The following is a 26,767-nucleotide window of genomic DNA, read 5'->3' as shown; positions in this document are numbered from 1 at the left end:
CGGTCAGCCGATGTCGAGGGCGAGCAGGTCGTCCTCGGTCTCGCGCCGCAGGATGACGCGCGCCTCACCCTCACGCACGGCGACGACCGCGGCACGGGGTACGTGGTTGTAGTTGCTCGCCAGCGATCGGCAGTATGCGCCGGTGCCCGGCACGGCCAGGAGGTCGCCGGCCGCGACGTCACCGGGCAGGAACTCGTCCTTGACCACGATGTCACCGGACTCGCAGTGCTTGCCGACGACGCGGCTGAGCAGAGCCGGCGCGTCCGACGCACGCGACGCCAGGGTGCAGGAGTAGTCGGCGCCGTAGAGCGCGGGGCGGATGTTGTCGCTCATGCCGCCGTCGACCGAGATGTAGCGGCGCGATGCCCCGCCGTCGAGCGCCACGGACTTGGTGGTGCCGACCTCGTACAGCGTGAACGTCGAGGGCCCGGCGATCGCGCGGCCGGGCTCGATCGACAGATGAGGAATCGCTATCCCCAGTGCGGCGCACTCGTCGTCGACGATCTTGAGCATCCCGCGCGCGAGATCCTCGGGCGTCGACGGGTCGTCCTGGGTCGTGTAGGCGATGCCGAAGCCGCCGCCGAGGTCGAACTCCGGCAACGCGACGCCGAGCTCCTTCTCGATCTCGGCGTGCAGGCGCAGGAGCCGGCGGGCGGCGACCTCGAAGCCGTCGGTCACGAAGATCTGCGAGCCGATGTGCGAGTGGAGGCCCCTCAGCTCGAGCCCCGGCTCGGCGAGCACCCGGCGTACGGCGTCGAGCGCGTCGCCGCCGACGATCGAGAAGCCGAACTTCTGGTCCTCGTGCGACGTGGAGATGTACTCGTGGGTGTGGGCCTCGACGCCTGCGGTCACGCGGATCATGACCGGGGCCGTCACGCCGAGCTCGGCGGTCAGGTCGCGCAGCCGCTCGATCTCCTCGATCGAGTCGATGATGATGCGGCCGACGCCGACCTCGAGCGCGCGGCGCAGCTCGGCGACCGACTTGTTGTTGCCGTGCAGGCCGATGCGCGCGGGCGGGAACTCGGCCTTGAGCGCCACGGCCAGCTCACCGCCGGTGCACACGTCGAGGTTGAGCCCCTCCTCGGCGATCCAGCGGGCGGTAGCAACGCAGAGGAACGCCTTGCCGGCGTAGTAGACGTCGGCGTTCGGGAACGCGTCCTTGAAGCCGCGGGCCCGGCGGCGGAAGTCGTCCTCGTCGACGACGTACGTCGGCGTGCCGAACTCTGCGGCGAGGTCGGTGACCGACTCCCCCGCGACCGTCAGCACGCCGTCGACCTTGGAGACCGACGACGACCACAGGTGCGGGACGAGCTCGTTGGGGTCCTCGGGCGTACGCAGCCAGGCCGGCCCGCGATCGCCGGACTGACCGTGCAGGGCGCCTGCCTCGTGGCTCCGCATCTACATGCGCTCCGGGGCGCTGACGCCGAGCAGGCCGAGGCCGTTGGCGATGACCTGCCGCGTCGCCGCGACAAGCATCAGCCGGGCCCGGTGCAGGTCGGTGGGCTCTTCATCGCCCTTGGGCAGCACGTGCGCGACGTCGTAGAACTTGTGGAACGCCGCGGCCGTGTCCTCGAGGTAGCGCGCGACGCGGTGCGGCTCGCGCAGCTCGGCGGCCCGCGCGACGATGCGCGGATAGTCGGCGAGCGCTCGCAGCAGCGCACCCTCCTGCTCGACCGCCAGCAGGGACGGGTCGAACGTCGACTCGTCGATGACGACGCCGAGGTCGACTGCGTTGCGGATGATCGACGACAGGCGGGCGTGGGCGTACTGAACGTAGTAGACCGGGTTGTCGCTGTCCTGCTTGGCCCACAGGTCGAGGTCGAGGTCGATCGTGGAGTCCATCGAGTAGCGGGCGAGGGCGTAGCGCGACGCGTCGACGCCGATGGCCTCGACCAGGTCCTCCAGCGAGATGACGGTGCCGGCCCGCTTGCTCATGCGCAGCGGCTCGCCGTCACGTACGAGGTTGACCAGCTGGCCGATCAGCAGCTCGAGGTTGATCTTGGGGGTGTCACCGAACGCGGCGCACATCGCCAGCATCCGCGACACGTAGCCGTGGTGATCGGCGCCGAGCAGGATGATGCAGCGGTCGAAGCCGCGCTCGCGCTTGTTGAGGTAGTAGGCGAGGTCGCCGGAGATGTAGGCCGGCTGGCCGTCGGACTTGATGACGACGCGATCCTTGTCGTCGCCGAAGTCGGACGTGCGCAGCCAGGTGGCGTCGTCCTGCTCGTACATCATGCCGAGCTCGCGGAGCCTGGCGATGGCACGCTCGACCGCGCCGGACTCGTGCAGGTCGTTCTCGTGGAAGTAGACGTCGAAGTCGACCCCGAACTCGTGCAGGCTCTTCTTGATCTCGGCGAACATCAGGTCGACACCCTGGGCGCGGAACGTCTCGAGCGCCTCGGCGTCGGGCAAGGTGGCCGCATCGGGGTGCGTCGCGAGCACGTTGGCGACGATGTCGGAGATGTACTGGCCGCCGTAGCCGTCCTCGGGCGCCTCGTCGCCGCGCGCGTTGGCCAGCAGCGAGCGGGCGAAGCGGTCGATCTGGACGCCGTGGTCGTTGAAGTAGTACTCCCGCGTGACCTCGGCACCGATCGCGGTCAGGATGCGGCCGAGCGAGTCGCCGACCGCGGCCCACCGGACACCGCCGATGTGGATCGGACCCGTGGGGTTGGCGCTGACGAACTCGAGGTTGACCTTCTGCCCGGCATAGAGGTCACTGGTGCCGTACGCCGCACCGGCCGCGACGATCTGCGGGGCGAGCGCACCCTGGGCGCCGGCCTCGACGCGGATGTTGAGGAACCCCGGGCCGGCGATCTCGGCGCTCGCGATGCCGTCGGTCGCGCCGAGCTGATCTGCGAGGAGCTGTGCGAACTCACGGGGATTCATGCCGGCCTTCTTGGCCAGCTGCAGCGCGATGTTGGTGGCGTAGTCGCCGTGCTCCTTGACCTTGGGGCGCTCGACGAGCACCTCGGCCGGCACCCCGTCGGGCAGCGTGATCGTCCCCGCCTCGCTGAGGGAGGTGAGGGCACCGACGATGGCCGCAGAGAGCTGCTCGGGAGTCACCCGCCAAGACTATCCGCCCTGGGAATGCCCCCGGAACGTGGACGACCCGCAGGGCTGCGCTCGCCTCCGGAGAGTAGGAGCGCGGTCGAGTGGACAACTCGACGCCCTGCGGGTCGGGTGGCTGCGGTGTATTCGCTGCCACTAGCTGAGCCTTGCGGCTAGCGGACAGCCACCTCACAAGTCCAAGAGCTATTCATATCCTCGAACCACCTCCAATCCGTGTACAGCAACCGTACGTCTCGGGGTGGCACCACTCAAGGACTTCGTTCACTCGTCGCCACGATTCTTTGCGAGCTCGATCGCCTCGGAGACCGTGGCCATCAGGGCGTCGGGGTCGAACGGCTTCGTGACGTACGCATCCACGCCGGCCTGCTTGGCCCGCTGGATGTCGGCCGGATGCCCCTGTGTCGTCACCATCACGATCGCGATGTGCCGCGTCCTGGGATCGGCGCGGATCGCCGAGACCGTCGCGATGCCGTCGAGCCGCGGCATCATGACATCGACCGTGATGGCGTTGGGAATGACCTCGGACGCGCGCAGGAACTCGAGACAATCGGCACCGTCGACCGCCTCATCCACGTCGAATCCGGCGAGCTCCAGATTGGTACGTATGAGGAATCTGATCGAGGCGGTGTCGTCGACGACAAGCACTCTGGGCACCGGCAACACGGTAGCGCCTGTGGGGTAGGCTCACACCGCAGTTGGCCGTATTGGCCCCCGTAGCTCAGGGGATAGAGCGCCGCCCTCCGGAGGCGGAAGCGCAGGTTCGAATCCTGCCGGGGGCGCAGTGTGAAACGCGAGATCACCTCGCAAATCCCCGGCGTTCAGGATTCGGGGAGGAGGGCGCTCAGCGCCCGACGGAGTCCTGCCGGGGGCGCAGTGTGAAACGCGAGATCACCTCGCAAATCCCCGGCGTTCAGGATTCGGGGAGGAGGGCGCTCAGCGCCCGACGGAGTCCTGCCGGGGGCGCAGTCTGAAACGGGAGATCACCTCGCAGCTCCCCGGCGTTCAGGATTCGGGGAGGAGTGCGCTCAGCGCCCGGCATCGTCACACAGCCTTCGCTTTTGGCGGCCGCGTCGCACGCCGGAAATGTTCACGAGACTTCCTTTCAAGAAAGGTTGACGCGCTCGTCTGCCGCTGCCACAGTGAGCGCACATCTTGCGGCACTCGCCGCAATCTCATCGGGGGTAGTACATGTTGCGAAGAATCATCACGGCCGGCGCCACCTGCGTCGCGACCATCGCCCTTGGCGGCGCGGCGGTCGCCGCCGACTCGCCGGACACCGGAGTCGTGGTCAGCGAGTCAGGGGCCGTCACCATGAGCGGGTCGACAGCCGCGACCTACACGCGGAACGTGACCGACTCCGACTGCGCGGAGACCGCGGACACGGCCGGAAGCTGCACCGTGGCATCCACCGTCTCGGTCGGCGCCATCGGCAAGGCCACGAGCACTCAGCTCGCAACCGACGCCAAGGCCACTAGCACGGACGGCACCACCCTCGCGGCGGCGGCTGCCGCTCGTACGATCTACACCCGCACATTCGAGCAGTCGCAGCGTGGCCTCTACTACATCAACTGGGTCGAGAAGCACATCGGACGCGTGTACTTCGACAAGGCCGGGCACGTCTGGTCGACCACCACGACGTACGGCTACAAGGGCTATCACACGTGCGACCTCGGTTCGGGGATCGGATACAGCATCAAGGTCACGTCCTGCAGCGTCGAGAAGCGGTACGACCTCAATGGGCCGGCCATCTCGCTGTGGGACCGTTACCAGGTGCACGTGGTGGCCAGCGGAATCCCCATCTACCAGTCCCACAACATGCACGCCAACGCCTATGACGGCGGAACCATCACCTTCCCGTGAGGCCAACGACATGAACAGTGCAACGATCGATTCCCAACATTCCGTCAAGACATCCGAGTACGTCCTGTGGGCGGCTGCAACGCTTGTCGCCGGGTTCTTCGTGCCAGGTCTCGGCATCGTGATCGGCCTCGTCCTGGCCTACACGCGGCTCCGCTCCGAGAGGTCGTGGATGCGCTGGTCGCTCGTCGCGGTCGGCGCGGTGCTCCTGGTGCTCCAAGTCGCCGGGATGGCGACGGGTGGCGGCGACCATGACGTGTCCCCGGTGTCTCGCGTCACCTGACACGGCCGACACCAAGGCTGCCTGAGAGTCCCGGATCCGCGACAGCGGGTCCGGGACTCTCTGTCGTGGTCGGAGCTGCAGACCAACCAGCTCGCGGGCAGTCTCTGACACCAAATGTGCGATTTGTCGTCATCCTGCCAATACGGCTAAAAGATGGTCCGAACGTGGGATTATGCCGTCCCATGCCTGCGCCTAACGTCGGTGAAAACCACCCGTGAGGCCCTGTCTCCATGACACCTCACGTCAGAAATGGAGACGGCGATGGACGAGACGGAAATTGCGGTGATCGGGGCCGGTCCCCATGGCTTGGGAGCCACTGAGCGCCTTCGGGCTGCCGGGCGTGAAGTATGCGTGATCGGCGACCCCATGTCGTTCTGGCACACCATGCCGCAGGGGCTGTGGATGCGTTCACGCCGCAACGGTTCGTCGATCGGCGAGGTCACCGGCCCGCTGTCGATGGAGGGGTACACCGAGGACACCCAGGCCGTGGTCGAGCGGCACCTGTCGCTCGAGACCTTCATCGAGTACGGCCACTGGTACCAGCAGCGCGTCGCTCCCGACGTCATCCGCCGACAGGTCGTGCACCTCGAGCGCACCGACGCCGGCTTCCAGCTCACGTTCAACGACGGCACCCACCTGCGGGCCGGCCGCGTCCTCGTGGCTGCCGGCATCGCCGAGTTCACCCGGCGGCCGGCGATGTTGCGCGACCTGCCGAGTGACCTCGCCTCCCACGTGGCCGACCACGGCGACTACGAACCGTTCCGCGGCAAGAGCGTCGCGATCATCGGGGCCGGGCAGAGCGCGCTGGAGTCCGCAGCGCTGATGCACGAAGGTGGTGTGGACGTCGAGGTGCTGGCGCGCCAGCCACAGGTTCACTACCTGCACGGCGACGGCCTGATCGACGGCCTCGGCCGGTTCTCACCGCTGTTCTATGCACCCACCGACGTCGGCCCGATCGGGATCTCGCGACTCGTCGCGACTCCCGAGGTGTTCCGTCGCTTCCCCCGGCCGATCTTCGACGTGATCGCCGCCCGCGCGATCCGGCCGGCCGGCGCGTCCTGGCTCAAGCCGCGACTGCCCAACGTGCCGATCACCCCGGGCGCGGTCGTCAAGAGCGCGGTCCCGAACCAGGGCAAGCTCGACCTGGAGCTGTCGGACGGCACCCGTCGCCGGGTCGACCATCTGCTGTTCGCGACCGGGTACGACGTCGACATCCGTCGCTACCCGTTCCTCGACAAGACGCTGGCCGACCAGGTCCGCTGCGCCGACGGCTACCCGATCCTCAAGCGTGGCCTGGAGTCCTCCGTGCCCCGGCTGCACTTCCTGGGGGCTCCGGCCGCCCGGTCGTACGGCCCGGTGATGCGGTTCGTGGCCGGCAGCTGGTTCAGCTCCAAGGCGGTCGCCAAGACCGTCGCGGCGCAGGATCGGCGTACACCTCGACGGGCACCGCGTCACCAGGCTGTCGCCTGATGTCGACGACCGCGACCAGCCGAGCCTCCAGACGCGCGGCATCGAGCCGCACGCCCGGAGCGCTCGTGATCGGCGGCGACTACCAAGGACTCGGCATCGCCCGAAGCCTTGGCAGGCGCGGCATCCCGGTCGCGGTCCTCGACGACGAGGTCTCCATCTCGCCCCGGTCTCGGTACGTCCAACGTTCCCTTCGGGTGCCTTCACTGCGCAGCTCGGAGGCCACCATGGACGCCCTCCACGAGGCGGCCCGCCGGTTCGGCCTGGACGGCTGGGTGCTGTTCCCGACGCGCGAGGAGACCGTCGCCGCCGTGGCACAGAACCGGGACGAGCTGGCTCGTACGTTCAGGGTCCCGACGCCGACGTGGGAGACGGTCGAGGTCGCGTGGGACAAGCGGCAGACCTACCAGGTGGCCGAGCGGCTCGGCATCGGTGTGCCCCGGTGCTGGTTCCCGCGAAGCGAGGCGGACCTGGCCGAGATCGCGCTGGACAGCCCGGTGATCATCAAGCCCGCGATCAAGGAGCACTTCTTCTACGACACCGGCGCCAAGGCGTGGCGAGCGAACGACCGGGCCGAGCTGGTCGAGAAGTTCCGCCTGGCGACCAAGATCATCCCGGCGGACGAGGTGATCGTCCAGGAGCTGGTCCCCGGCGGCGGTGACCGCCAGCTGGCCTACTGCGCGTTCGTGAAGGACGGCGAGCCCGTGGGGTCGATGACTGTCGTGCGACGACGCCAGCACCCCTCCGACTTCGGCCGCGCCAGCACGCTCGTCGAGACCGTCGACCTGCCCGAGCTGGAGGAGCCCTCCCTGCGGCTGCTCCGCGAGATGAACTACTACGGCCTGGTCGAGCTGGAGTACAAGCGGGACGAGCGCGACGGCGCCGTCAAGCTGCTCGACGTCAATGCCCGTACGTGGGGCTACCACAGCCTCGGCGCCGCGGCCGGCGTCGACTTCCCCACCCTCTTGTTCCGCGACCAGATGGGGCTGTCGGTGGAACCCTGCCGCGCCCGCGCCGGGGTGCGGTGGGCCCGCTTGGCCACCGACATGCCGAACGCCGTCCGGGACATCAGCAAACGTCGTCTCCGCGCCCGTGACTACCTCCGCTCGTTGCGCGGCATCGACGTGGGCGCTGTCTGGTCGACCGACGATCCCCTGCCGGCGGTGGCCGAGGTGGGGCTGCTGCCCTTCCTCGCCGTCCGTCGCGGACTCTAGACAAGAAGGTGCACATGTTCACGTCATCGGTCCCCTTCGCGTTCGGCGACTACATGCGTGTCCCGATCACGGTGGACGAGAGCATGGGCCGCAACCTGCCCAAGCACGTCGGCGCACTGCACGCCTCCTCGTCGCCGCTCGGGCCGAGGCTCCTCTGGGCCCGCTCTGACGCGGGCCGTCACGCGCCGGGCACCAAGCCCGGCCACCACAAGCTCGATGGCATCAACCTCGTGTGCCCGGTCTTCACCGGGTCGCCCGAGGATCTCGGATGCCGTCGGTGGACCGGGGGTGAGGGGTGGCGGCCCCTCACCCCCGTCCAGAATCCCCAAGGCACCGCCGTGGGGCACGTCTGGACCAACGACCAGGGCAGCATCTTCCTCCCCTTCGATCCCGGCGAGGCGATGTCGTGGCTGTGGTCGGAGCGCTACACCATGCTCGGCGACGCGCGCCTGCGCAACCGGCTCCGTCACCTGCTGGTGACGATCTACTACACGATCCGGCCGGCGCTTCCGCGCAAGGTGCAGCTCCTGCTCCGTCGCCGTCACGCCGCACACCACACGTACCCGGACTTCCCCGGCTGGCCCGAGGAGAACGCCCTGCACGACCTGTACGACTGGCTGCTGGGCCGGCTCGAGCGGGTCGCCGGCGAACCCGTCCCGTACGTGCATCCGTGGCCCAACGGGCACACCTCTGCCTTCGTGCTCACGCATGACGTCGAGACCTCGACGGGCCGGGACTCGATCGAGGCGCTGCGAGCACCCGAGCGGGCTCGGGGTCTCCGGTCCTCATGGAACCTCGTGCCGGAGCGCTACCCGGTCGCCGACGAGCTGCTCGACGGGCTGCGCTCCGAGGGCTGCGAGATCGGCGTGCACGGCCTGCGCCACGACGGCAAGGACCTGGCGTCCGGGCGCATGCTGCGCAAGCGGCTCCCGGCGATCCGGGAGTGGGCGGACCGGTGGGGTGCCGTCGGCTTCCGGTCTCCGGCCACCCAGCGATCCTGGGAACTGATGCCGCTGCTGGGCTTCGACTACGACTCGTCCTACACCGACAGCGCGCCGCACGAGCCGACGCCCGGTGGCTGCTGCACGTACCTGCCGTTCTTCATCGACGACCTGGTCGAGCTCCCCCTGACGCTGCCGCAGGATCACACCCTGTTCGAGATCCTCGGCATGACCGACGGCTCGGTGTGGCAGTCGAAGGTCGAGGCAGTTCGGGCCCGGGGCGGGATGGTCCTGATGATCGCCCATCCCGACTACGTCCACTGCCCAGGGATGCTGACGGCGTGGGAGGAGCTGCTGGACCAGCTCCGCGCCGACCCCGGCGCATGGCATGCGCTCCCCCGGGAGGTCGCCGCCTGGTGGCGCCGCCGGGCCGAGTCGACCCCGGTGCTGGCCGACGGTGCCTGGACCGTTCACGGTCCTGCCGCCGGCGAGGCGGTGGTGGCGTGGTCGTCACCGCCGGTCGGTCGCCATGGCAGGGTGATGGTTCCCGACACGTCCGTCGCCGCACATGACTGACAACCGGCCGCCGCACATCGCGGCGATGGTGCAGAACGTCTCGCTGGCCGACGACAACCGGCTGTGCAAGCAGGTCGAGGCGCTGTGCTCCGCGGGCTATCGCGTCACGGTGATCACCCGTCACGACGACGCCAACGAGCCATGGCGCAACCGCCCGGGTCTGCGGCTCGTCGAGTACCGGGCACCCGTGGACGGCGCGTCCATGAAGGGTCACCTTCGTGAGTACGTCACCTCCCTGATGCGGCAGATCCCGCGCCTGGTGCAGCTGCACGTGCGCGACCGCATCGACGTGCTGCAGATCTGCCAGCCGCCCGACCTGTACTTCCCGGCGACGGCGGTCGCTCGCCGGCTCGGCATACGTGTGCTGCTCGACCAGCGCGACCTGATGCCCGAGACCTTCGCACAGCGATACGCCTCCGCGCCCGCGAAGGCCATGCGGGTGCTGCACTGGCTGGAGCGGCGCACCCAGGCCAACGTCGACGCGAGCGTGACCGTCAACGACCACCTGCGCGACCGGTTGATCGCTGCCGGCGGCCGTCCTGAGCGCATCCATGTCGTCCGCAACGGCCCGGTCCTCGACCGGCTCGACCGGGCTCGGGATGCCGAGCACCTGGCGAACCGGACCGAGCTGCGCCGGGGTTTCCCGTGGGTCGTCACGTGGGCCGGGAAGATGGGCCGGCAGGACCGGGTCGACGACGTCATCAGGGCCGCCGAGCTCATGGTCCGTGAGTGGGGCCGCGACGACGTGGGGTTCATGCTCCTCGGCAACGGGGAGTGCCTCGAAGAGCTGCAGGCCATGGTCGAGAAGCGGGGCCTGAGCGACAACGTCTGGTTCCCCGGGTGGCTGCCCGAGCTGGATCTCTACCGTCATCTCGCTGCGGCCGACATCGGCGTCGACACCTCGTTGCAGCTGGAGGTCACGCCCGTGAAGGCGATGGAGTACCTCGGGGTCGGCCTGCCGCTCGTCGCGTACGACGTGCAGGAGACCCGTCGGCTTGCCGAAGGCGCCGGCGTCCTGGTCACTCCCGGCGAGACCGAGGTCATCGCCCTCGAGCTGATCCGCCTGCTCGACAACTCCGCCGAGCGTTCGCGCCTCGGTGAGGTGGGCAGCGAGCGCGTCCGGCTCCACCTGGCGTGGGAGCGACAGAGCGAGGTCTACCTGTCGATCATCGCCGACCTGGCCGGCAGCCGCAGGCGCGGCCGTCGCCTAGTCCGCGAAGCTCGGCTGCAGCCAGATCCGGTCGTTCATCAGTGACTTGACCCTGGCCGTGTAGTCGCGGGCCGCCGGGATCTTCCAGTCACCGGCGTACCAGACCCCGACGCATCCCCAGACGTCACCTTTCTCGAACCCGTCGCGCCTGCTCAGCCAGCTGATCCAGCCCTCCATGCACCCGCGCAGGTGGGAGGCGGCGTAGTCGAGCGCGAATGCCGTCGAGTCCCGGTTGAACGGGAACGTCCCGTTCTGGTTCTCGTCCATCGGGCCCCAGTCGGGGTCCTGCCAGGACATGACACCGATGATCGAGAACGTCCGGGGACAGATTCCCTCGCCGTAGTCGCGGCTGTAGTCGTACCCGAACCGGTTGAGCTCGTCGCAGAACGTCCGGGACGCGGGTGTGGCCTCGTCCACCATGTCGCCACAGCCACGCTTCTCGACACAGGAGCCGTCGCCTTCGTGCAGGTCCTGGTACCAGGTCGACTCCGCGGCCGCCATGGCTCTGAGGAGGTTGTCGGAGATCCCCCACTTGCAGGCCGCCCACTGGATGTTCTCGTCCGTCGTGCCGGTGTTCTGCCCACTCACCCTCGGGAGCAGCCACGTGTTGTAGCGGGCGGCGTACGTGTCCTTGTTGCCCCGCGGCCGCGAGGTCAGCGACTGGTGCACGGCCGCGGCGTCGGGCTTGGCGTGATTCGCCTTGGCGTTGCTGGGTCGCGGCTCCCACGGTGAGTGGTGAACTTCCCGGGAACACTCCTCGTCCGAGGGCAGGTTCTTCCATGAGCCGGCCGGTTTCGTCTTGAAGTATCCGTCCGGATCGGGTGCCACCGTGGAACCCGGCGTGTCTCGCCGGTCCGTCGCCATGGTCGAGTCGCGCAGGCTGACGGCCACCAACGCGATGACGGCCGTGAGCAGCAGCACCACGACGAGGACGGCCCAGAGCCGCCCCTTCCCCACCGTCGCGTTGGTCGACATCACGACAACACTGAGCTCGTCGGCTCACCGCTCGGTTTGGATTTCGGGCGACGTGCGACGTTGGCGGGCCGGCTCGACTTGGTGGCACTCGACCGCACCGCCTGGATCACCTTCTTCTCCGTCCAGGTCGGTGCGGGCGGCGCCGCGAGCCCTGACACGCGACCGGCCATCGACTCGGAGTCCACGGTCGGTGGCGCGACCCGGAAGACGACCTTCTTCACCTGGCGCGCGGCCCATTCCTTGAGCGAGCCGAGCTGGGGTCGTCCACGCCGGCCGCGCGGCGTGACGACGAGGCCCATCATCTTCTCGGCGCAATGATCGAGCGCCTGCACCGCCAACGCCAACGACTTGCGCGAACCGCGTCCCAACGCCACGACCAGCAGGATCTCGTCCACCCGCAGGGCGATTCCCGCGCTGTACCACGCCGGCGGGCCGTCGATGACGATCAGCGCCTCGGGCAGCCGCTGGTGGAGCTCGGGCAGCAGGTTCGTCAGCCGGGCCGCTGCGACACCGGCTGAGTCCCACTCCGCCACGGAGACGAGGTGGAGTCCGTCCTGCTCGGCCGGCCGGGCATCGGGCCACAGGTCCCGCGGGGGCCGCTCGTTCTTGCGCTTCGGATCGCGCTCACGTGACATGCGCGTGACGACCTCGTCGTCCGCCGTCACCAGCACCACGACCCGCCCCATCCGTGCCAGGGCGACTGCAGTCGTCGCGGCGACCGCCGTGCTGCCACAGTCGGTGGCAGCCCCGGTCACCAAGAGGCTGGACTGGTGGCCCTCCTCCACCTGGCCGAGCACCCGTGCCGCCAGCGAGGTGAGCTGTGATCGGCCAGCGAGGAATCGCGGATGACGATCGATCGACCTCCGCGGCAGGAGCGGCGTCACGACCAGCGCATCCAGGTCGGCGCACCGCTCGGCGTCGGCGACGGTGCGGATCCGGCCTCGGACCCGGTCCCAGGCGCGCGCCAGACCGAATCCGACCAGGAGACCGGCGACGATCGCCGCACCCAGGATCACCGGATAGTTGGTACCCACCGGGGTGGACGGCCGTTCCGGTGGACTGACCATGCTCGCCACGGGGTTCTTGCCGTCCTCCGGGTTTCGGGCCCGCAGGTACGACTCAGCGATGGCCTTGGCGCCCGAGAGTGCTGCTCCCGGGGAGTCATCGGTGTAGGTCATCACGAGGATCTTGGTGTCCACCGGGACCGTCACGGACACGTGCTCCGTGGCCTGCGTCGACGTCACCCCCAGCTTCGCCGCCGCGTTGCCGATCACGTCCGCGGATGTCGCCACCCGCTGCTCGGTCGGCATCGAGGGCTCGATGTAGTTGCCGCTCGACGTGATCGTCGGGCCCACCAGCACCTCAGCGCTCGTGGAGTACTGCGGGATGGTCCGGGTGCCGAGCAGCGCGACGCCGACGGCCAGGCCAACGGTGACGATCATCACCCAGGCGTACAGACGGACCATCCCCGTCTCGCGGTCACTCGGAAGTGTCGATGCCTTCACGGTGCTTCTCCTTGGGTAGATCGTTGCTGTCGTCGTCGGTTCTGCTCCACGACCTGGTGTCCGCATGCGGACAGGGCCAGCAGGCCGAACAACGCGTCGGCCGAGCCGCGGTAGGTGATGTGCGGATCGAAGATCATGAGGACGACGCACGAGACCAGGCCCGTGTACGCCGCCAGGCCCGCGACTGCCGACGAGTCAGCCAGCAGCCGCGCGGCCGGCCCTGTCGCCCGCAGGCTCGTCCAGACGAACCAGCAGAAGGCCGCGAGCAACGGCAGACCGCCGCCCCACAGCAGCCAGAGGTAGCCGCTCTCGATCCAGATGAACCCGAAGGCACCCTCGTCGACCGGCACCCGCGCGGCCGGCCGCACCCCCACCAGGAAGTTGGTGCCGTCGACGATCGGCGGCCAGAAGTACGTCGACAGGTTGTGGTAGCGCACCAGCCAGCTCGTCGGCATGCCGTGCAGGGACGAGAAGTCCTCGATGCGCGGCGCGATCGTCGGCCACAGGGCCACGATCGCCACGGGCAGGGCCACGACGGACCACTTGAGCAGGTCGAGTCGGCGCAGCCGCACCGCGACACACACGAGGGCGATCAGGAGGCCGAGGGCGCTGGAGAACTCCGCGGCCGAGAACACGGCCACGACGAACACCAGGGTCATCGGCGCGAGGCACCAGGCCAGCGACGGCTTGCGGTAGAGCATCCCGAGGGCGATCACCAGGTTGAGCACCATGAGGTCCGCCGTGGCGGCCGGCAGTCCGACCGTCGAGCCGGCCCGCGCCGACGACACGACGTCGGTGTAGCCGAACGGGGCGAACAACGGCTCGAGCATCGCGCGTACGCCCAGCAGGTCGAGCGACTGCAAGATGCCGATCGCGCCCACGAGCACGCCGGCGATCATCGACACCCACAGGGCGATCCGGACCTCGCGCTGGTTGCGGATCGTCACGCGCACCACCGCGTACAGGAGCAGGAACTTCCACATCACGGCGGCGTACGTCAGGTCGTCCATCTCGATCGGGCGCGCACGAACCGCCATGAAGACGAGCGGGAGCAGCGACGCAGCGATCGCGAACCAGACGAATGCGCGGGACACCGGGTCGAGTCGGAGGTGGAAGCGGCCCGCTCGCGGCCGCACAGCGGCACGCGCGCACAGGACGCCCACGAGGAACACGGTCAAGGCTTCGTTGACCCGCATCTGCGGAACGAGCCTGCCCCGGTCGATCCCGACCACCAGCGGCGTGATGCCGACGATGGCGTAGGCGGCAACCGCCGGGCGTCGCCAGACGGCAACCGCCAGGGCAGCGCCGAGCAGCAGTCCGAGGCATGCCACGGGTTGCTGCACCGCGAGCAGGCCTGTCCCGGCCGCGACCCCGACGCCCAGCACCAGGACGACGAACGCCCGCAGCCGATCGACCCGGTCTGCCCGGGCCAGGACCGCGCCGTAGTCGTCCGCGATGAGGACACTCATGCCGGACTCGATTCGGGAACGGCCCGGCCACGTGCTCCGTCGCGCAACCAGGTCAGCTCGGCCGATCCGAGCGATCGGTGGACACCCAGATAAGACACGCCACCGGCCAACGTGCCCGCGGCACTGGCCGTGAGCCAACCGGCCGAGCCGTCGAGCGTCGCCATCGCGACGGCCGCGACCGACCCGGCGACCGCGGCCATCGCGAGGCTGGCGACGATCGTGCGTACGACGGAGGGCCACAGCCGGTTCGTCGCAGGAGCCAGCCCGCGGCGTACCCGGAGCGACAGGTGGATGCCACCGACCATCGAGGCAGCGGCGAATGCGCCACCCAACGCCGTGATCAGCGCTCGACCGTCGACGAACGCGGCCGGCACGACCAGGGCCAGGCAGACGACCGCCTGGAGCATCATCGAGCGCAGCGGCGACCTGGCATCGCCTCGCGCGTACGCGGCCTGGGTGGAGATGACGAACAACGTCTCCCCCACGAGACCGATCGCCAGGGCACTCAGCGATCCGGCCACCATCGCGACACCCGCAGTGGTGGACATCTGCCCGGCCGCCACGACGTTCGCGAAAGGCACCGCGAGCACGAGGTAGCCGAGTGCCGCCGGGACGACGAGGAACAGGGCCAGCCCGACAGCGCGCTGATACGCGTCCGAGAAGTCACGCGCCGCGTCCTCGCCGGTCATCCTGGACAGCCGCGGCAGCAGCGCGAGACCCACCGGGGCCGCCGCGAGCGCGAGCGGCAGGTGGTAGAAGCTCAGGGACATCTGCAGCGCCACGGTCCCGCCGGCCACCTTCCCGGCCATGGCCAGCAGCAGCAACGTCTGGGCGGCCAGCAGCCCGGCCTGTGCCATGGACAGGACCGCGCGGCGTACGACCTGCCGGACGTCCGCGTCGCGCCAGCCCGCGCGCGGCACGAGCGTGACGCCGCACCGGCGGGCACCCCACCACTGGACGCCGGCGTGCACCACCACCGCGATCGTGGATCCGCCGCCGATCAGCAGCACCGCTCCCGTCGGCACGTGTCCGTTCGCGGGATCGGCATAGATGGAGCCGGCCAGGACCAGGACGGCGATGACGCCCAGGTTCTCCAGGGCCGGCGCGGCCGCGGCCAGCAGGTAGCGGCGCTTGGCGTACATCACGGCGGTCGCCGAGGCGACCATCGCGTAGCAGAAGACCTGGGGGATCGCGAGAACCGCGAGGGCCAGCGTCGCCTCACCGTTGGGCAGGAACAGCGGTACGGCGAGGACCGCCACCGGAGCCGCGAGCAGGAGGATCGACCACTCGACGCCGAGGAATCCGCCGGCCACTCGTCCGGTCTCCTCGCCGTCGCCGACGTCGATGTGCCGCACCAGGGCGGGGACCAGCAGGGATGACAGCAACGACCCGGCCAGGAAGCCGTAGAAGACGAGGTTCGGCAGCACGTTGGTCAGCTGGTACGAGTTGCCGAAGAACGTCGGCCCGAGCACCGCGCCGATCACGATGACCCGGGCCAGCCCGGTGATCCGGCTGATCATGGTCCACACCGCGACCGTCATGGTGTCGCGTGCTGCACCGGCACCGATCGAGAGGTCCTCGGAGGCGAACGGCGGATCGCTGACGTCTCGCTTCATCGAGCGCCCCCACGCAGCATGGTCACGGGCGTGGAGCACATGATCAGCAGGTCGGTGGCCAGCGCGCACCGTTTGACGTACTCGACGTCGAGGCGCAACCCGTCGAGCATCGTGAGCCGGTTGCGGCCGCTGATCTGCCACAGGCCGGTCAGCCCGGGTCGCACGAGGAACCGGACCGAGGCCGAGATCGGGAACAGCTCGACCTCCCACGGCAGGGCGGGACGCGGGCCCACCAGCGACATGTCGCCGCGGAGCACGTTGATCAGCTGCGGAAGCTCGTCGATGCTGGTGCGCCGGAGAACGCGCCCGACCGGGGTCACGCGCGGGTCGTTGACCAGCTTGTAGATGCCGTCGCGCTGCCGGGGATCGTCTCCGGCCATCATCTGGCGGACGAAGGCCTCGTGCGCCTCGTGCGAGCAGTCCTGCGCCATCGTGCGGAACTTCAGCAGGACGAACGGCTGCTTCAGCGCTCCGACCCGGACCTGGCGGAACACCGCGCCGCCGGGACTGGTCGCGCGTATCGCCAGGAACGCGACCAGCATCACCGGCGACAGCACGATCAGCAGGAGCGATGCCATCACGACGTCGAAGGTGCGTTTGCCCACGTACTGGCGGACCTCGCGGTGGTACTCCCGTCGCGAACGGTGGGCACCGACGTGCTCGGCCAGCCAGGCATTCATGGGACCGCCTCTTCGGCGGCCGGCACATCAGGCTTCCGGAGCGAGAACCGGTGCCCGGCGGGACGTACCGCTCCGTCGACCCGGTCCTCGACCGGGACCAGGTCCTCGACCCGCCCACGCGGCTGGGCCGGGTTGCCGAACGCCACCGTGCCGGGTGCCACGTCGCGGGTCACCACCGAGCCGGCGCCGATGATGGCGCCCTCCCCGATCCGTACGAAGGGCAGGACGGTCACGTTCACGCCGAGCTGGGCACCCGCGCCGATGTACGGCCCGGACATCATCTCGCGCGAGCTGTCCTGCCCCGGGTAGAGATCGTTGGCGATGCTCACACCCGGGGCGAGGAACGCGCCGTCACCGATCTCGGTGTACTGCGCGACGTAGCAGTTGCAGTGGATCTTCACGCCGTTGCCGATCACGGTGCCGTAGTCGATCACCGTGTTGCTCCAGATCGACACGTCGTCCCCGAGCTCGCAGTCCTCGCGGATCACGACGTTGTGGCCGGTCTCCAGTCGCTCGCCGATCGTGCACCCGCTGTAGACGACCGTCCCGCAGCGCAGGAATCCCCGCCCCCACGGGCCGTACGCCCAGCCGTCCTCCTCGGAGAGGAAGACCTGCCGGGGCTCACTCTCCGAGCCGGTCACCGACGGGCTCCAGATCGGCCGTGACGTGTGCAAGCGCTTCGCAGACGCGAAGCACGTCGCTGTCGGGCAGGCGGGGATACATCGGCAGGGACACGATCTGTCCCGACAGCCTCTCCACGTTCGGCAGCTCGCCGGGAGACCAGTGCCGATAGGGCTCCAGCTGGTGGCACGGCGTCGGGTAGTGGACCCCAGTGCCGATGCCGAGCGCGGCGAGCTCAGCACGTACCCGGTCCCGCTGCGGCACCCGGACCACCATCAGGTGGTGGGCACCTCGGCAGTGCGGGAGCTGGCCCAGCGGCACGACCGTCGGCGGAAGCTCGGTGGCGTACAGGCGAGCCAGGCGGCGGCGGTCCTCGTTCCACTGGTCCAGGTGCCGCAGCTTGGCCGACAGCGTCACGGCCTGAACCGTGTCCAGCCGGCTGTTCGTGCCGATGCGGACGTGGTTGTAGTGCCGGTCCTCGGAGCCTCCGGGCCTGCCGTGGTCGCGCATCGACCGGATGCGCTCGGCGATGCCGAGGTCAGAGGTGACCACCGCGCCGGCGTCGCCGAACGCCCCGAGGTTCTTGCCCGGGTAGAAGCTGAAGCAGCCGACAGCGCCGAAGGCTCCCGCCCGGATGCCGCGCCACGTCGCCCCATGAGCCTGGGCGGCGTCCTCGATCAGCACCAGTCCGTGTCGTGTCGCACATCGCCCGAGATCCTCCATGTCGGTGAGCTGACCGAAAAGATGAACCGCGATGATCGCCCGCGTCCGCTCCGAGATCGCGGCCTCGACCTCGTCCGCACCCATCAACCCGGTCTCCAGGGAGACGTCGACGAACCGCGGGGTCGCGCCCACGAGGACGACGGCCTCTGCCGTGGCGACGAACGTGTTCGCCGGGATGATGACCTCGTCGCCGGGGCCGAGATCCAGGGCGCGCAGGGCCAGGACCAACGCATCGGTCCCGTTGCCGACCCCCATCGCGTACTCGGTGCCGCAGTAGGCAGCCCACTCCTCCTCGAACGCCTCGACCTCCTCGCCGCCGACGAAGCGGTTGGACGCGATGACCTTCTCCCAGCCGACCCGGACCTCGGTCGCGACCACGGCGGTCGTGGTGCCGAGATCCAGGAAGGGCACGGAGCTCGACGGGGGCAGGTGCGGCGGTGCCATCGCCTCGATGCGCGCGCTCATCCGGCCCACTCCGCCTGTGCGGCGCCGCTGAGGGCGGGCTTGACGACCTCGCTGGTCGGGGGTGCCAGGGGCGACGGCGCGGGAGCGAGATCCCGTGCTCGGCCGGGCAGACGGACAGCGACTCCTTCGCTCATGGCGCGCTGCGCTGCCTCCAGCACCCGTACGACCTCGAGGCCGCTCTCGCCATCTGAGAGGGGGCGCAACCCGGTCTGCACGCAGTTCAGGAAGTGCTCGTCCTCGACGCGCAGCGGCTCGTTCATCTCCAGGTAGGGCGACACGATGTCGCCGTGCCGGTAGGACATCGGGATCGCGGTGAGGTCGGCGCCGTCCGTCAAGGCAGTGACGCCCTTGTCGTGCACCTTGACGCGCTGCTCGGCCTTGAGGTCGTCGAAGACCACCATCTTGTTGCTGCCGACCATCGTGACCTCGCGAACCTTTTTCGGGTTCAGCCAGCTGACGTGCACGTTGGCGAACACGCCGGGGTCTTCGTAGTAGAGCCGCAGCTGTGCGACATCCTCGAGCCTCGGGTGCGCGTTGCGCGCTCCCCAGCACTCGACCATCGACGGCGTCGATCCGAGGACGTAGTTCAGGATCGACACGTCGTGCGGGGCCAGGTCGAAGACGACATTGACGTCGCGTTGGTAGAGACCGAGGTTGAGTCGGGCCGTGTCGAGGTAGTACAGCTCGCCGAGATCGCCTCGCTGCACCATCGACCGGAGCTCCCACACCGCGGAGTGGTACTCGAACGTGTGGCCCACCATCAGGGTCACGCCGGCCTTCTCGGCGGCCATCACCATGGCCTGCCCCTCCTGCACGGTCGGCGCCAGTGGCTTCTCGACCAGCACGTGGACGCCGTGTGCGATGGCCTCCAGCGCGAGCGGCGCATGCAGCGTCGGCGGCGCGGCGATCACCACCGCGTCGATCTGTCCGAGCGCCTCACCGAGGGTCTTGTACTCCTCGACGCGCGGGTACACGCGAGTGACCGCGCCGCGTCTCTCGTCGCTCGGATCGATCACGCACACGCGTGAGACCGCTTCCAGCGACAGGAGGGTCCGGACGTGCTTCGAACCCCAGTATCCACACCCGACGACTCCGACCCGAAGTCCTTGATCTGCCTTCATCACTCACTCGCATTCTGGCGGCGAGCGGCTTGGCGGAGCCGTCTCATGGGCTTGCTGACAACGACCACTTCACTCCTGCGACCGGCTGTCCGCAATGGCACGAATGGTGGGTACGCAACTGCCGAAATCGCCGGTCCTGAACTCTTCGCCGATCGAGACCATCGGTCGATTTCCGAATTCTCCGGTTACTGCGGTTTCCGCGGCACTGGAAACCAGAAACTCTGGAATCCGGCGTCATTTGCGGGGCAAGATACGCGAAAGGGGGGAAATCATGTCTCATGTTGCGTGATGATGGCGTCACGAGGAGCGGAGTGGCGTCCTCCACGACTGTGTGGATGACGTGGAACTGATCGATGGTCCGATCGCGCCGGCAGGCGCGGTCGACCATGAGGAGGGAATGCGAATGCACTCATCCATGGGCGCACGTGCACCGGCCGCGACCGGTGCAGTCGTGGCACGACACACCAGTGTGAGGAGCGACGACGAATGGAGGCGATCAGTCGAGCCGACGCGCTCGCGACGCTAGCCGCGCTCCCGGCGGCGACCGAGGAGAGGGCCCTGCTCGTCATCGGCGAGCACGGCATCGGCAAGAGCCATCTCCTGGCCACCGCTCACGCCGAGCCGGCCACCCCGACGGTTCTCGTCCGGGTCCATCCCGCGGAGTCGCGCTTCCCGCTCGCGGGCTTCGCGTCCCTGTTCGCGGCGATCGGCCAGGACCCGGCCTCTGAGTCCCACCGCTACTTCTCGGTCGAGTCCGAGGACCCTGCCGCACTCTTCGCGGCCAGCTACGACCTGCTGGACCTCATCCGCGGCTTGAACCTCCCGCCGACACTGGCGCTCATCGACGACCTCGACCGGATGGACAGCGCCAGCCGCACGGTCCTCGACACCATCGCCTCCCACCTCGCCGGAACCTCCTTGTGGCTCGTGGCGACCGCAACCGACATGGAGTCGACCGAGGTCTTCTCCGGATTCACCCCCCTCGAGTTGCTCCCGCTCCCGGACGGCGAGGTCGTCGAGATCACCGCCAAGGACCACGACCTCGACGAGTCGATGTTGCGCATCCTGGCCACGTACGCCGGCGGGAACCCGCGAATCCTCGCCGAGCAGGTCGCCCAGCTGCAGGACGACCAGCAGCACGGGTCGGCCTCGATCGTCCTGCCGCCACGCGCCACCCGGACGATCGACCAGGTGGCCGCCAGCACCCTCGACACCCTCGGCTCCACCTCGCGCGAGATCCTCCAGCTGGCCGCCCTGTCTCCGCTGTGCCACCTCGCTGCGCTCGGCCGGGTCCTGCCGGATGCAGCGGACGACATCGAGGACCTCATCGACGCGGGCCTGCTCAAGCGCCGGGGGCCCTACCTGACGTTCACCGACCAACGGCTGCGCAGCTGCCTTTACTGGGACCAGACCTCCAAGTCACGCCGCGAGCATCACGCAACCCTGGCGGACGCGTGTGAACCGCATGACGAGCGATTGGCGACATGGCACCGCAGCTCGGCCACCCGCGGGCCGCAGAGCGCCGACGACCTCCTCGCCGCGGCCACGTCGCTCGCGGACGAAGGCCACATCGGGTCTGCCGTGGAGTTCGCCGAGCGTGCCCTGAGTCGAGCCGAGCACGTCGAGGACCACACGCTCCTGTTGATCCGGTTGTGCAACCACCTGTTGAGGGACGGCCACCTCATGCTGGCCGACCGCTACAGCGCCCGCGCCCGCGCATCGCCGTCAGCTCCCGAGCAGTCGATGGACATCCTCAACATCCGGCTCATGGCCCAGCTGTTCAACAAGAAGAACCTGGTCGACGACGAGCTGTCGACGCTCGCCGACCTGCATTCGGCCGCCAACCCCGAAGGCGCGAGCGCGATGCTCTGCCTCGTGGCCGCGTACCGGTCGGAGCGCTGGGAGACTGACGAGGCCCGCCGCCTGGTCGAGCACGGCATGCTCCTCGCCGACAACGTGTCGGAGCAGACCCGGCTCAAGCTGCTGGCCATGAGAGACCTCATCGACGGCCTGGAGGGCACCGCGATCGAGGCTGCCCCCACCGCCGGGCTCGACGACACCATGACCGCTGACACCGACCTCCTCCTGCTCCGGGCTCGTGGCCTGACCGTGCGCGAGGCCTACTCCGAGGCGAGGCAGCTCTTCACCGTCGTCCAGAACCGTGGGGCGACCCAGCATGCGCTCCGGCACGACCTCGCGACGTACGGAACGATCCGCAACGAGTTCAAGGCGACCGAGTACCGGCTGGCCCGAGCGGCAGTGGACTCATCGGAGGGCAGATCGCCGTCGCTCAGCCGCGGCACGTCCGCCTTCGCGTACATACAGGCGTGGTACGCGTACTCCCTCGGCGAGGTGGACGAGGCGGACGAGCTCATCGACACGTGCCTCGAGCTCGCGTCGCTCGAGGCCAGTCCAGCGCTCCGGGCGCGCGCCATCGCACTGCGCGGTGCCCTGCGCCTCATGACCGGCGACACGGACGCGGCGGTCATCGAGCTGCGTCTGGTCAGCGCCGCCTCGACCCGTTTCCGCAACCCCACCCTGCTGCGCCACTGGGCGGACTACACCGAGGCGTGCGTCATGACCGGTCGTACGCAGGAAGCAGCGGCCGCCGCAGCGGCTCTCGAGCGCCGGCTCTCCTCGCACCGATCGAGGTGGGGGGACCTGGCCCTGCTGCGTGCCCGCGCCCTCGTCGAGCCCGGTCGACCGTCGCTCGCACTGTTCGACGCGGCCGTCAGGGCCTTCGGCCGCGACGAGCTGCCCTACGAGCTGGGCCGGACGTTGAGGAGCCTGGCGATCCGCCAGGAACATCTGGGCATGCCGGTGGAGAGCCGCCACACCCGCATGGCGGCCATCGCAGCGTTCCAGGCTTGCGGAGCCGACGGCTGGGCGGCGCGCACGGACCAGCTCGTACCAGCACGCGCGGCCGCACCGGCCACGGGAGGTGGCGCCGGGATGCTCGAACAGCTCAACGAGGACGAGCGTGAGGTCGCGAGGCGCGTCGTGCACGGGTTGCGCAACCGCGAGATCGCCGAGGAGCTGTCCGTGTCGGTCCGCACGGTCGAGCTGCGGCTCACCCACATCTACCGCTCGCTCGGTGTGCCGTCGCGAGCGCAGCTCGTGGCCGTGCTCACCGGCGCCAACGTCGCCGACATCTCACCACCGAACGGGACGTCGTCGGACTCCTGAGGCGCTGACCTGCGGGTGAGCCGTCGTGCGGCACACCCCGGCCACCCCGTCACGACATGCGATGGCGGCTAGCCGCAGGTGTTGTGGACCCCCGCAACCCTCCATTTCGGGCGATTGCGGACCCCCGTAGCACTTCGGCATTTCTGGTGTTGGTCAGTTCAAAGGGCTGCATTGTTCTCGATATCCCGGCACAGCGTGAGAACCGCCGGCGGGGACAGGAATCTTCAGGCGCGAACCAACTACAGGGGAGTTTTTTCATGGCCGTCAAACGCATGTCCGCAACACCGTCGCACTCAGCACAGGACCAGGGGGTTCTGGGATGAAGGTGGTCAACCAGCCTGACGTGTTGATGCGGCCCGCCGAGGTCGCTGCGATCTTCGACGTGCACACCAAGACCGTGTGCGAGTGGGCCAATGCGGGAAACCTGACGGTCATCCGGACCATGGGCGGGCACCGGCGCTACCTGCGAGCCGAGGTCATGGCCCTGCGGAACGCCAAGGTCACACTCCGCCGCTGGAAGGTCTGACCTGTCGACCGCGGAGTCGTCGCTGCCGGTGGCGCGGCTCGTGGGTGGCCTCCTTGTCGCCCTGCTGGTGATCCCGACACTCGCCATCACGACGGCACGGTTGCTGCCCGGGGACACCCTCCAGTGGGTCATCCTGCGCGCGTTCACGCCGGTGGCGATCATTCCTTACACGCTGGCGGTGGCCGTGCTGGTCGCCTTGTCCTGGGACCTTCGCAGCACGGCCCGGCCTGTTGCCGCGCCGGCCCTGGCCCTGGTCACATCGCTGCTCCTGCTCCACATGTGGTGGTTCGTCGAGCCGTTCCTGGCCAACGCACCAGGGTCCGCGACGGACAAGGCCATGACCGTCATGACGGTCAACCTGCACATCGGTCGCGCCGATCCCGATGCCCTGCTCGAGGCGGTTGACCGCAACGGCGTCGACGTCCTCGTCGTCGAGGAGATCACCCCGTCCGCCCTCGCCGAGCTGGACCAGCGCGGGCTCGCACGACGGCTGCCACATCGGGCCGGCGCACCGGAGGGCAATCGTGACGGGATCATGGTCTTCACGAACGATCCGCTGAGCGACCAGACCGAGATCGACACCAGCTCGCCGGGATTCGGCATCGAGATGGCCACGGCCGGTGGGCCGCTGCGCCTCCTCGCTGTGCACCCGATTGCGCCCAACAACGGCGTTCGGCAGTGGTCGAAGGACCTCGACCTCATCCTCGCGACGGCCAAGGAGTCGCGAGGCCCGACCATGGTCGTCGGCGACTTCAACGCCACGCTGGACCATCCGCAGATCCGCCGACTCCTGGACTCCGACTACCGCGACGCCAGCGCCGACGCCGGGCTCATCTGGCGGCCGACCTGGCCGTCGCCGTCGCAGCGAGTCCGGATCGTCGGCATGAAGTTGCCATCGCTCTTCGGGCTCGACCACATCTTCATGCGCGGCCCGCTGACGACCACGGACGCCCATGTGCGAGCCGTGCCGGGCACCGACCACCGCGCGCTGGTGACCCGCGTCGCGTGGACCGATGCTTCGGCTCACGCGTCCGACTAGGACGTCACGCCGGTGCGCCGGGCCGCGGCGCCGCCGTCAGCCGACCGCCTCGCCGTAGCGGCGGCTCAGCACCTTCATCCGCTCCACGAGCTCCGGTGGCTCCTCGACCCGGATGTCCATGTCGAGCAGCCCGGCGTACACCGCCAGGGTCGACACGCTGTCGGCGCCGGTGATCAGCACGCAGGTCTCATCGTCGATCGGCTCGACGATGCCGACGGCCGCGTTGATCTGCTCCCTGACCGCCGACGCAGGGGCGAGCACGGTGATGCGCGCGTGCACGGCCCAGCCCTCGTACGCGACGGCCCGCATGACGTACGCGCTGACGTCCTCGTCCGGGAGCGGCTGCGGCGTGAACCGGCGGCCCGTACGCATGCGCAGCACGACCCGGTCGAGCCGGAAGACCCCCCATGTGTCGCCCTCCGGGTCACGGCCGAGGAGATACCAGCGACGCTCCCAGCTGACCAGCCGGTACGGCTCGACCAGCCGGGGCTCGCCGTCGTACTCGAAGCGCAGCCACTCGACGTCCCGGATCGCGGCCGCGACGGCTGTGAGGATCTCGGGGTCGAACCGCGGGTCCGCGTCGGGGACGCCGGCATCGTCAGCGACCTGGGTCGTGACCTGCGACAGCGTGTTGACCCGCCGCCGCAACCTCGACGGCAGCACCTGCTCGAGCTTGGCGAGAGCGATCGCGCTGCTCTCGGCGACCCGCTCGATCGAGCTGGTCGACGCAGCTCGCAGACCCAGGACGACCGCGATCGCTTCGTCGTCCTCCAGCAGCAGGGGCGGGAGGGCCGCGCCGGCGCCGAGCCGATAGCTGCCGTGCACCCCACGCTCGGCGTTGACCGGGTAGCCGAGGTTGCGAAGCCGATCGACGTCGTTGCGGATCGTGCGGGTCGTGACCTCGAGTCGCTCGGCGAGCTCGGTGCCCGACCATTGCGGACGGGACTGCAGGAGGGAGAGGAGAGCGAGGAGCCTCGCAGACGTTCCAGACATGTTTGAAAACTATCTCAAAACTAGGAAAGAACTGTTCCTATATCGATTCTACGGTTGTCTCATGACCACATCGCGAAGCACCTCATCCGACATCCGCCCCTTCGTCATCGACATCCCCCAGAGCGATCTCGACGACCTCGACAACCGGCTCGCCCGCACCCGCTATCCCGCGGCGGCACCCGGCGACGACTGGACGTACGGCGTGCCCAACCACTACCTCCAGGAGATGGTGGCCCAGTGGCGCGGCGAGTTCGACTGGCGTGCGCAAGAGGCGCGCATGAACGAGTTCCCGCACTACCTGACCGAGATCGACGACCAGACGATCCACTTCATCCACGTGCCGTCGGCCGAGACCGGCGCGACGCCGCTGCTGCTGCTCCACACGTACCCCGGATCGTTCGTCGACTTCCTCGACATGATCGGCCCACTCACGGACCCGGTCGCTCACGGTGGCAAGGCCGAGGACGCGTTCTCGGTCGTCGTGCCGTCGATGCCCGGCTTCGCGTTCAGCACGCCGGTGACCGACCACGGCTGGACCATGGCGCGGGTCGCTCGTACGTACGACACCCTGATGCGCCGGCTGGGCTACGACTCCTACGGCGCCCACGGCAGCGACGGCGGTGCGATGGTCGCCCGCGAGCTCGGGCTCCTGCAGCCCGAAGGCTTCCTCGGACTGCACGTCCTGCAGCTCTTCTCGTTCCCGTCGGGCGACCCCGCGGAGTTCGAGAAGCTGGAGCCCAAGGACTACGCGGCGCTCGAGCACATGAAGTGGTTCCAGTCCGTCGGCGGCTACAACGCGATCAACGCATCGCGACCGCAGACGGTCGCCGTCGGGATCTCCGACTCCCCCGTCGGACAGCTGGCCTGGAACGAGCTGTTCATGTCGTTCGGCAACGGCACGAGCCTGGTCACTCCCGTGCAGATCCTCACCGAGGTGTCACTCGAGTGGTTCACCAACACCTCCGCGACGGTCGGCCGCTACCACTACTCCGAGGCCCACGCCGGGACGGAGCCTGCGGTCAACCACGCACCGACGGGTGTCGCGGTGTTCGCCGACGACTTCAAGTCGATCCGTACGTTCGCCGACCGCGACAACAGCAACGTCGTGCACTGGACCGAGCACGAGACCGGCGGCCACTACGCCTCGCTGGAGCGTCCCGACGCCGTGACCGCCGACCTGCGCGAGTTCTTCGGCAGCCTGAAGGGATAGGCAGAGGACGACGAGAGCGCC

The 26,767-nt window shown here is 69.0% G+C and carries 22 protein-coding genes and 1 tRNA gene; 11 read left to right on the top strand and 12 right to left on the bottom strand.

Annotated features, from left to right (window positions below; genetic code table 11):
- Positions 1-3 precede the first annotated feature (3 nt).
- The 3 genes from lysA to BOSE46_RS02965 all read right to left on the bottom strand — a co-directional run bounded on the left by lysA (position 4) and on the right by BOSE46_RS02965 (position 3,723).
- Entirely contained in the window at positions 4-1,398 is a 1,395-nt protein-coding gene (gene lysA / locus BOSE46_RS02975; RefSeq protein WP_159538129.1) for a diaminopimelate decarboxylase, read from the bottom strand.
- Positions 1,399-3,063 (bottom strand): arginine--tRNA ligase, encoded by a 1,665-nt coding sequence (gene argS / locus BOSE46_RS02970; RefSeq protein ID WP_159538127.1) that lies wholly within the window; start codon positions 3,061-3,063, stop codon positions 1,399-1,401.
- 267 nt (positions 3,064-3,330) lie between these two features.
- The gene (locus BOSE46_RS02965) at positions 3,331-3,723 is read right to left on the bottom strand and encodes a response regulator (RefSeq protein ID WP_159538125.1); all 393 of its coding nucleotides are present in this window, start codon (positions 3,721-3,723) and stop codon (positions 3,331-3,333) included.
- A 53-nt stretch (positions 3,724-3,776) separates the two neighbouring features.
- On the opposite strand from BOSE46_RS02965, the gene BOSE46_RS02960 reads away from it, so the two are divergent.
- The 7 genes from BOSE46_RS02960 to BOSE46_RS02930 all read left to right on the top strand — a co-directional run bounded on the left by BOSE46_RS02960 (position 3,777) and on the right by BOSE46_RS02930 (position 10,662).
- Positions 3,777-3,848 (top strand) — tRNA-Arg (locus tag BOSE46_RS02960).
- Between the two features lie 409 nt (positions 3,849-4,257).
- Positions 4,258-4,929, top strand: a complete 672-nt coding sequence (locus BOSE46_RS02955; RefSeq protein ID WP_159538123.1) for a hypothetical protein — start codon at positions 4,258-4,260, stop codon at positions 4,927-4,929.
- A gap of 10 nt (positions 4,930-4,939) precedes the next feature.
- On the top strand, positions 4,940-5,209 hold the full coding sequence (locus BOSE46_RS02950; RefSeq protein ID WP_159538121.1) for a hypothetical protein: 270 nt from the start codon (positions 4,940-4,942) through the stop codon (positions 5,207-5,209).
- 249 nt (positions 5,210-5,458) lie between these two features.
- Positions 5,459-6,679 carry an FAD-dependent oxidoreductase gene (locus BOSE46_RS02945; protein ID WP_371415495.1) on the top strand — a complete coding sequence of 407 codons (1,221 nt, stop codon included), beginning with the start codon at positions 5,459-5,461 and terminating at the stop codon, positions 6,677-6,679.
- Positions 6,679-7,890 carry an ATP-grasp domain-containing protein gene (locus BOSE46_RS02940; protein WP_159538117.1) on the top strand — a complete coding sequence of 404 codons (1,212 nt, stop codon included), beginning with the start codon at positions 6,679-6,681 and terminating at the stop codon, positions 7,888-7,890. Before BOSE46_RS02945 ends, BOSE46_RS02940 begins: the two co-directional genes overlap by 1 nt.
- 14 nt (positions 7,891-7,904) lie before the next feature.
- Positions 7,905-9,407 (top strand): hypothetical protein, encoded by a 1,503-nt coding sequence (locus tag BOSE46_RS02935; protein WP_201299491.1) that lies wholly within the window; start codon positions 7,905-7,907, stop codon positions 9,405-9,407.
- Positions 9,400-10,662, top strand: a complete 1,263-nt coding sequence (locus BOSE46_RS02930) for a glycosyltransferase family 4 protein (RefSeq protein ID WP_159538115.1) — start codon at positions 9,400-9,402, stop codon at positions 10,660-10,662. Before BOSE46_RS02935 ends, BOSE46_RS02930 begins: the two co-directional genes overlap by 8 nt.
- On the opposite strand, the gene BOSE46_RS02925 is transcribed toward BOSE46_RS02930, so the two are convergent.
- The 8 genes from BOSE46_RS02925 to BOSE46_RS02890 are packed head-to-tail and all read right to left on the bottom strand — an operon-like array spanning position 10,615 to position 19,792.
- A complete protein-coding gene (locus BOSE46_RS02925; RefSeq protein WP_159538113.1) occupies positions 10,615-11,592 on the bottom strand; it encodes a hypothetical protein in 978 nt (325 codons plus the stop codon). The genes BOSE46_RS02930 and BOSE46_RS02925 overlap by 48 nt on opposite strands.
- Positions 11,592-13,097, bottom strand: coding sequence for a hypothetical protein (locus BOSE46_RS02920; protein WP_159538111.1), 1,506 nt, complete (start codon positions 13,095-13,097; stop codon positions 11,592-11,594). Before BOSE46_RS02920 ends, BOSE46_RS02925 begins: the two co-directional genes overlap by 1 nt.
- The gene (locus BOSE46_RS02915; RefSeq protein WP_159538109.1) at positions 13,094-14,566 is read right to left on the bottom strand and encodes a hypothetical protein; all 1,473 of its coding nucleotides are present in this window, start codon (positions 14,564-14,566) and stop codon (positions 13,094-13,096) included. The genes BOSE46_RS02920 and BOSE46_RS02915 overlap by 4 nt, the downstream gene beginning before the upstream one ends.
- The gene (gene murJ / locus BOSE46_RS02910; RefSeq protein ID WP_159538107.1) at positions 14,563-16,182 is read right to left on the bottom strand and encodes a murein biosynthesis integral membrane protein MurJ; all 1,620 of its coding nucleotides are present in this window, start codon (positions 16,180-16,182) and stop codon (positions 14,563-14,565) included. The genes BOSE46_RS02915 and murJ overlap by 4 nt, the downstream gene beginning before the upstream one ends.
- Positions 16,179-16,862, bottom strand: coding sequence for a sugar transferase (locus tag BOSE46_RS02905; RefSeq protein ID WP_159538105.1), 684 nt, complete (start codon positions 16,860-16,862; stop codon positions 16,179-16,181). Before BOSE46_RS02905 ends, murJ begins: the two co-directional genes overlap by 4 nt.
- Positions 16,859-17,503, bottom strand: a complete 645-nt coding sequence (locus BOSE46_RS02900) for an acyltransferase (RefSeq protein ID WP_201299490.1) — start codon at positions 17,501-17,503, stop codon at positions 16,859-16,861. The genes BOSE46_RS02905 and BOSE46_RS02900 overlap by 4 nt, the downstream gene beginning before the upstream one ends.
- Positions 17,484-18,671, bottom strand: coding sequence for a DegT/DnrJ/EryC1/StrS aminotransferase family protein (locus BOSE46_RS02895; RefSeq protein WP_201299489.1), 1,188 nt, complete (start codon positions 18,669-18,671; stop codon positions 17,484-17,486). Before BOSE46_RS02895 ends, BOSE46_RS02900 begins: the two co-directional genes overlap by 20 nt.
- Positions 18,668-19,792 carry a Gfo/Idh/MocA family protein gene (locus BOSE46_RS02890; protein ID WP_159538103.1) on the bottom strand — a complete coding sequence of 375 codons (1,125 nt, stop codon included), beginning with the start codon at positions 19,790-19,792 and terminating at the stop codon, positions 18,668-18,670. The genes BOSE46_RS02895 and BOSE46_RS02890 overlap by 4 nt, the downstream gene beginning before the upstream one ends.
- A gap of 486 nt (positions 19,793-20,278) precedes the next feature.
- Here BOSE46_RS02890 and BOSE46_RS02885 point away from each other — a divergent pair, with 486 nt between their 5' ends.
- The 3 genes from BOSE46_RS02885 to BOSE46_RS02875 all read left to right on the top strand — a co-directional run bounded on the left by BOSE46_RS02885 (position 20,279) and on the right by BOSE46_RS02875 (position 24,543).
- Positions 20,279-22,978, top strand: a complete 2,700-nt coding sequence (locus tag BOSE46_RS02885; protein ID WP_159538101.1) for a LuxR C-terminal-related transcriptional regulator — start codon at positions 20,279-20,281, stop codon at positions 22,976-22,978.
- Positions 22,979-23,297: 319 nt separating this feature from the next.
- On the top strand, positions 23,298-23,504 hold the full coding sequence (locus BOSE46_RS02880) for a BldC family transcriptional regulator (protein WP_159538099.1): 207 nt from the start codon (positions 23,298-23,300) through the stop codon (positions 23,502-23,504).
- Between the two features lie 40 nt (positions 23,505-23,544).
- The gene (locus BOSE46_RS02875) at positions 23,545-24,543 is read left to right on the top strand and encodes an endonuclease/exonuclease/phosphatase family protein (RefSeq protein ID WP_159538097.1); all 999 of its coding nucleotides are present in this window, start codon (positions 23,545-23,547) and stop codon (positions 24,541-24,543) included.
- A gap of 36 nt (positions 24,544-24,579) precedes the next feature.
- Here the strand turns inward: BOSE46_RS02875 and BOSE46_RS02870 are convergent, their stop codons facing one another.
- The gene (locus BOSE46_RS02870) at positions 24,580-25,536 is read right to left on the bottom strand and encodes a YafY family protein (RefSeq protein WP_159538095.1); all 957 of its coding nucleotides are present in this window, start codon (positions 25,534-25,536) and stop codon (positions 24,580-24,582) included.
- A gap of 61 nt (positions 25,537-25,597) precedes the next feature.
- Here BOSE46_RS02870 and BOSE46_RS02865 point away from each other — a divergent pair, with 61 nt between their 5' ends.
- Positions 25,598-26,746, top strand: coding sequence for an epoxide hydrolase family protein (locus BOSE46_RS02865; RefSeq protein WP_159538093.1), 1,149 nt, complete (start codon positions 25,598-25,600; stop codon positions 26,744-26,746).
- Positions 26,747-26,767 lie beyond the last annotated feature (21 nt).

It is taken from the genome of Aeromicrobium sp. 9AM, assembly GCF_902506105.1.
In the GTDB taxonomy this organism is placed as follows: domain Bacteria; phylum Actinomycetota; class Actinomycetes; order Propionibacteriales; family Nocardioidaceae; genus Aeromicrobium.
Note: the sequence above shows the minus strand (reverse complement) of the source record. Positions and strands in the feature narration are given on the sequence as shown.

Bases quoted from the DNA above. Each gene is read 5' to 3' on its own strand.
- lysA (WP_159538129.1), bottom strand. From the start codon at position 1,398: ATGCGGAGCCACGAGGCAGGCGCCCTGCACGGTCAGTCCGGCGATCGC.
- BOSE46_RS02955 (WP_159538123.1), top strand. From the start codon at position 4,258: ATGTTGCGAAGAATCATCACGGCCGGCGCCACCTGCGTCGCGACCATC.
- BOSE46_RS02950 (WP_159538121.1), top strand. From the start codon at position 4,940: ATGAACAGTGCAACGATCGATTCCCAACATTCCGTCAAGACATCCGAG.
- BOSE46_RS02945 (WP_371415495.1), top strand. From the start codon at position 5,459: ATGGAGACGGCGATGGACGAGACGGAAATTGCGGTGATCGGGGCCGGT.
- BOSE46_RS02940 (WP_159538117.1), top strand. From the start codon at position 6,679: ATGTCGACGACCGCGACCAGCCGAGCCTCCAGACGCGCGGCATCGAGC.
- BOSE46_RS02935 (WP_201299491.1), top strand. From the start codon at position 7,905: ATGTTCACGTCATCGGTCCCCTTCGCGTTCGGCGACTACATGCGTGTC.
- BOSE46_RS02930 (WP_159538115.1), top strand. From the start codon at position 9,400: ATGACTGACAACCGGCCGCCGCACATCGCGGCGATGGTGCAGAACGTC.
- BOSE46_RS02925 (WP_159538113.1), bottom strand. From the start codon at position 11,592: ATGTCGACCAACGCGACGGTGGGGAAGGGGCGGCTCTGGGCCGTCCTC.
- BOSE46_RS02915 (WP_159538109.1), bottom strand. From the start codon at position 14,566: ATGAGTGTCCTCATCGCGGACGACTACGGCGCGGTCCTGGCCCGGGCA.
- murJ (WP_159538107.1), bottom strand. From the start codon at position 16,182: ATGAAGCGAGACGTCAGCGATCCGCCGTTCGCCTCCGAGGACCTCTCG.
- BOSE46_RS02905 (WP_159538105.1), bottom strand. From the start codon at position 16,862: ATGAATGCCTGGCTGGCCGAGCACGTCGGTGCCCACCGTTCGCGACGG.
- BOSE46_RS02895 (WP_201299489.1), bottom strand. From the start codon at position 18,671: ATGAGCGCGCGCATCGAGGCGATGGCACCGCCGCACCTGCCCCCGTCG.
- BOSE46_RS02890 (WP_159538103.1), bottom strand. From the start codon at position 19,792: ATGAAGGCAGATCAAGGACTTCGGGTCGGAGTCGTCGGGTGTGGATAC.
- BOSE46_RS02885 (WP_159538101.1), top strand. From the start codon at position 20,279: ATGGAGGCGATCAGTCGAGCCGACGCGCTCGCGACGCTAGCCGCGCTC.
- BOSE46_RS02880 (WP_159538099.1), top strand. From the start codon at position 23,298: ATGAAGGTGGTCAACCAGCCTGACGTGTTGATGCGGCCCGCCGAGGTC.
- BOSE46_RS02870 (WP_159538095.1), bottom strand. From the start codon at position 25,536: ATGTCTGGAACGTCTGCGAGGCTCCTCGCTCTCCTCTCCCTCCTGCAG.
- BOSE46_RS02865 (WP_159538093.1), top strand. From the start codon at position 25,598: ATGACCACATCGCGAAGCACCTCATCCGACATCCGCCCCTTCGTCATC.